A 5,846-nucleotide genomic window follows, 5' to 3' on the forward strand; every position below is an offset into this window, starting at 1 on the left:
TTCGACAGTTAGTTAGCTTTTTAACCCCTAAACCTATGAAAATCGGGTGGGGATGATTTTTTTGTCGTGTGCAGAGAAAAAAGATAATAGTTAAAGCTTTGAAAAGTTAATAATAAATTATCTTAACCAGTTTCTGGAGCTTGAAGATAATAATTGTACTATAGCAAAAATACCCGCGAATATGCTTTGTCTAAAATCCCATCTACCTAGACCACCATCCTCAAAAACATTAACTTCTGAAGCCGCCAAAAAGGTTAAAGCCATTAAGACTATGAAAGTAATGATATAGGCATACATCCATCCTTTGCTACCATTCCATATCTTGTATGGAAAAATCAATGCAATAGCAGATATTACGATCATAAAACCAAAAGTGCCTTTATCGATTATCCCATTATTCAAATCTATAAAGTTTAAAATTACTGACAAAGCAGCTGATACTAGAATTAGTATCACAGCCATAGTTACTGTAGAAGGTCGAGAGTTAAGAAATGCGGACATTTTGAAGCCTTTGATTACTTTGTAAGTTTACTATTAAATGATTAAGCATTATTACAAATTCGCGAACAAAATTACACTCTAATATCAGAATTGGCCTAATTGATATAGAATAACGGACTGTTGTTGTAGACAAATTTTTAGCTATGAATAATTGAGATTATAAAATGAAATTCACCGAAGACAGACTTGAACAAGCCATTATCGAGCTACTAGCAGCTGAGAGCTATCCTCATACCGTTGGTGAGGCACTCGACCGCAATCCTGACGATGTGCTAATTAAGTCTGATCTTCGACAGTTTCTAGCGACCCGTTATAAAGCTGACTTGATCACGGACTATGAGATTGAGTCCATCATTCATAAGCTCGAATACCTTCCGGCATCTGATCTCTACGACACTAACAAAGCCATCATGAAGTTTGTCGCTGATGGCTTTTTCTTAAAGCGTGAAGACTATACCCAAAAAGATTTATACATCCAGCTGATTGATTATGAGGCACTCAATAACAATCGCTTTCGCATCGTCAATCAGATGGAGATACAAGGCTTTGAGCTACGTATCCCTGATGGCATTCTTTATATCAATGGCTTACCACTGGTGGTGTTTGAATTTAAGAGCAGCATCCGTGAAGATGCCACCATGTTTGATGCCTATACCCAGCTGACCACCCGTTATAAGCGCGATATTCCAGAGCTGTTTAAATACAACGCCCTATGCGTGATTAGTGACGGCGTTAACTCAAAGATGGGTTCATTCTTTGCGCCTTATGAGTTCTACTACTCTTGGCGCAAAGTCACGGGCGATGAGAAGTTAGAGAAAGACGGTATCCACTCCTTATTGACCATGATGAGCGGTTTATTCGATAAAACGCGCTTGCTTGATGTCATCCGTAATTTTATTTACGTACCTGACAAATCAAGCAAGGAAGAAAAAATCGTTTGTCGCTATCCGCAGTATTATGCGGCCACCAAGCTATACGCCAATATCAAGCAGCACATGAAGTTGCTCGATAGTCATGGCAACTTAATAAACGATAATGGCTTACGTGACGGCAAGGGTGGTACGTACTTTGGCGCGACTGGCTGTGGTAAGAGCTTTACCATGCTGTTTTTAGCCCGTCTACTGATGAAAGACGCGGCGCTTGGTAGTCCCACCATCATCTTAATCACTGACCGTACCGACTTGGATGATCAATTATCCAAAACCTTTACCAATGCTAAGACCTATATTGGTGATGAGAACATCATCAGTGTCGAGAGTCGTGCTGAGCTACGAGAAGAGCTAAAAGGACGTAAGAGTGGCGGCGTATTCCTAACCACCATTCATAAGTTTACCGAAGACTTAGCTCTACTGACAGAGCGTACCAACGTTATCTGTATCTCTGATGAAGCACACCGTAGTCAAATCAACCTCCAACAGAAGATTACCGTCACTGAAGATGGCGTTAAAAAGACTTACGGTTTCGCTAAGTACCTACATGACTCATTGCCCAATGCCACATACGTCGGTTTCACAGGCACACCGATTGATGCCACCCTTGATGTGTTTGGTCCAGTGGTTGATAGCTATACTATGGTTGAGTCGGTATTTGATGAAATCACCGTGCGTATTGTCTATGAAGGCCGCGCTGCCAAAGTACTGCTCGATAGCAAGCAGCTTGATGAAGTAGAGAAGTACTATACGGAGAGCGCCGACGCTGGTGCTAATGAGTATCAGATTGAGAAAAGCAAAAAAGCCATGGCCAGTATGTCCACCATTCTTGGTGACCCTGACCGCATTAGAGCTATAGCAGAAGACTTTGTTCAGCATTATGAAGCACGAGTCGCTGAGGGCACCACACAAAAAGGCAAGGCTATGTTTGTCTGTAGCAGCCGTGAAGCCGCCTATCAGCTGTATAAAGACATCATAGAGCTGCGTCCTGAGTGGGATGAGGTACGAGCGTGCGAAGAAGGTTCAACCTTATCAGAAAGCGACAAGAAAAAGGTCAAGCCTATGGAGCGCGTCAAGATGATCATGACTCGTAACAAGGATGACGCAAAAGGCATGTGGGATAATCTTGGTAATAAAGACTACCGCAAAGAGCTGGATCGTCAGTTTAAAAACGGCAAGTCCAACTTTAAAATCGCCATCGTCGTTGATATGTGGCTCACAGGCTTTGACGTACCTTTTCTCGATACCATCTACATTGATAAACCTTTGCAAAAGCATAGCCTGATTCAAACCATCTCACGGGTCAACCGTAAGTTTGAAGGTAAAGAAAGCGGCTTAGTGGTCGATTATATCGGCATCAAAAAACAGATGAACTTGGCGCTCTCACATTACACCGGCGGTCAAATCCAAAATTTAGAAGACATCCAAAAGTCAGTCGTGGTGGTCAAAGACCATTTAAACCTACTTGATACCGTCTACCATAAGTTTGACTCTAGCCTGTACTTTAACGGCACACCACTGCAGCAACTTAACTGCTTAAACGCTGCAGCTGACTTTGCGCTGCAATCGAAAAAGCTAGAAAAACGTTTTATGGATTTAGCCAAGCGTTTGAAGTCTGCCTATGATATTTGCGTCGGTAGCAGTGAGCTCACAAAGGCGCACAAGGACAAGATTCATTACTACCTAGCTATTCGTACCATCATCTTTAAAATCACGACTGGCGGCGCACCAGACGTTGAGCAGATGAACCAAAAGGTACGTGACTTGGTGAAAAACGCACTGCTGAGTGATGGCGTTGAAGAAATCTTTAAGCTTGGTGATAACACCGACGGTGAGATTGATATCTTCGATGAAGACTACCTAGCCAAGCTTGAAGTAATTAAACAGCCCAATACCAAGTTAGAGCTACTACAACAGCTACTCGCTAAAGCCATTGGTGAGCTGAAAAAGACCAATAAGGTTAAGGGCGTCGATTTCAGTAAGAAGATGAATGCCTTGGTTGAGAAGTATAACGACCGTGACGAGCAGGACTTACTACGCGCTGAAGTGATTGGCGACTTCTCTGATGAGATCATCAAGCTGTATCACGAGCTGCGCGAAGAGATGGCGTCGTTTGGTGAAATGGGTATCGACTTTGAAGAAAAAGCGTTTTACGACATTCTGCTGTCACTGGCGCATAAGTATGACTTCACCTATCCAGAAGACAAGCTACTTGAGCTGTCAAAAGAAGTGAAAAAGCTCATAGATGAAAAAGCTAAATACACTGACTGGAACAAACGCGACGACATCAAAGCGGAACTACAGTTCGATTTGATGATATTGCTCGATGAATGGGGCTATCCACCTGTAGATTCAAAAGAGGTCTATAAAGAGATATTTGAACAAGCTCAGAATTTTAAGAAAAATAAAGTAGTCTAGATAAAAAATTAAAATGATATAGTTTGCATTTTAAACTAAAAGAAAATATCGTTAAATCAGTGCATTTAAATATTTTTTGAAATCGTAATCTAAACATAGGATTTTTTTTATGAAGATAGCAGAAATATGCAATCAAGAAGAATGCGGTCATATAGAATTCAAAAGTGAATGGTATTGGAGTTTAGAAAGGAATGATGGAGAAAGGTTTGATATAACAAGAAACTGGGGAGAATTCATCAAAGACTTTCTTGCACTAGTAAATTCAAATTTGGATTCGTTTGGGAAAAAAAGACATCTAATTATAGGATACGACGAGAATGATAAGAAGTTTAATGATTTTGATCTAGATGAATCTAGTTTTAAAAAATTAGAGAGGGGTATAAATTCTAAGTTATCCAAATTTATATCAGATTTTGAGAATATTGATTTTAAGTTTTATCTACGACTGGCTAATGGGGCTAATATAATACATTTTGAGATTAATCAGCCATTTAAGTTACATTTCTTGAAAAACGACATACAGACTCAAAGTACTGATTACAAGGCAAACACAGTTCTTTGTAGAGGAAATAATGGAAACTTATCAAATAAAAATGATAATGTAGATGTTATGAGTTTGCTCCAAATAAAAAAAATAGAAAAAAAGATGGAAGAGGCATTTTCTACCCAATTTTTACCTTTACAACCCAACCAGAATAAAACTATAAAAAATACAGTAATATCATATTTAGAAAAAAACGATACTTTTAGGATTTCAGACAATTTTCCTATAGAAGGAAAAGACTCGAAAAAATATTATGAATTATATGAATTAATAAATAAGATAAATGGAGAAAAAACTTATTTCTCATATATTGGTAGCACCAATTTAAAAAACTCTATTGAAGAGCTATTTAAAGAATTTCAAACGATTAATCAAAACCAGGGAAGTTTAGTATTATTAATTGATAAGCCTAATGGTACTTCTCCAAAAACACGTATGGATTACGTACGAAATCGTATTAAATCAATATATAGTCGCGAAGTTAATATAGACTTCATAGATGATTTTGGTAGAGAGCATCTATATAAAAAATATCTTGAACCATTTGCTTTTACTGAAGACTTCCCAAACACTAAAAATTTTATTGAAAATTATTCTGCAAGTATAGATGATGAAAATAATGATATTTTAGCTTCCCATGTACTAAAAAAATGGTTTGAAATGGAGAATAATCCAGTAGTTGTACTAACAGGAGCAGGTGGAGTAGGAAAAACAACAATTGCTAGAAACTTCCTTAATAAAACATTAAAAGAATTTAAGTATATAAATGAGCATTATGTGCTGTTCCTCGACTCATCGTTTTTACTAGATCAATTAAAATCGGATAGAGTATCTACAATTTATGATTTATACAAAGCTGATTCCTCAGACTCAAACTACTTTACTGAAGAACTATTCAAGCTCTCTATAGATAATGGTAGCTTTATAATAGTATTAGATGGACTAGATGAAATAATTTCTGGGATAAGTATAAAGTTCCAGCTACAATATTTCTTAAAAAATATATTTGACGATTATTGTTTTAATCTAGCTAGAACTAAAATAATAATTACTTGCAGAGACTCTATTTGGGAGGAAGCCTCTTATCTTATTCCATCGGAGTTTGATATAGAGAAAATTGTTATAAAACCATTTAATCAATCTCAAGCGGAGAAGTTTTTTGAAAGTTGTTTTAAGAATGAAAATAAGCTTCAAAAAAAATCCATGAGTATAGTTGAAAAATTATTATTGCGGTCAAATGAGAGCTACTATAGCCCGTTTATGTTAGATACGATTAGCGAGCTAGTTAAGTCAGATATAAACAAAGATTCTATATCAAATATTTTCGATATAGAAGATCAGGAATCTTCTGAATTATGTTTTATAAGAAGTAGTATGCTATAGTCTAATCCAAATAAAACAGATACAATACTTTTAACAATTGCATTTAATGAAATAAACGATGACCTATTCAA

The 5,846-nt window shown here is 37.3% G+C and carries 3 protein-coding genes; 2 read left to right on the forward strand and 1 reads right to left on the reverse strand.

The features are described 5' to 3' along the window. Positions 1-117: 117 nt before the first annotated feature. A complete protein-coding gene (locus tag ACZ2XM_RS15305; RefSeq protein ID WP_458674271.1) occupies positions 118-501 on the reverse strand; it encodes a hypothetical protein in 384 nt (127 codons plus the stop codon). Positions 502-665: 164 nt separating this feature from the next. On the opposite strand from ACZ2XM_RS15305, the gene ACZ2XM_RS15310 reads away from it, so the two are divergent. Beyond that, entirely contained in the window at positions 666-3,848 is a 3,183-nt protein-coding gene (locus tag ACZ2XM_RS15310) for a type I restriction endonuclease subunit R (RefSeq protein WP_458674270.1), read from the forward strand. 109 nt (positions 3,849-3,957) lie between these two features. Continuing rightward, a complete protein-coding gene (locus ACZ2XM_RS15315; RefSeq protein WP_490589837.1) occupies positions 3,958-5,775 on the forward strand; it encodes an NACHT domain-containing protein in 1,818 nt (605 codons plus the stop codon). The last annotated feature ends 71 nt before the right edge of the window (positions 5,776-5,846 follow it).

Source organism: Psychrobacter sp. CoH-33_TS_01, from assembly GCF_058189395.1.

What these genes read in the sequence shown, in the direction of transcription:
- ACZ2XM_RS15315 (WP_490589837.1), top strand. Translation starts at nt 3,958, where the DNA reads ATGAAGATAGCAGAAATATGCAATCAAGAAGAATGCGGTCATATAGAA.
- ACZ2XM_RS15310 (WP_458674270.1), top strand. Translation starts at nt 666, where the DNA reads ATGAAATTCACCGAAGACAGACTTGAACAAGCCATTATCGAGCTACTA.
- ACZ2XM_RS15305 (WP_458674271.1), bottom strand. Translation starts at nt 501, where the DNA reads ATGTCCGCATTTCTTAACTCTCGACCTTCTACAGTAACTATGGCTGTG.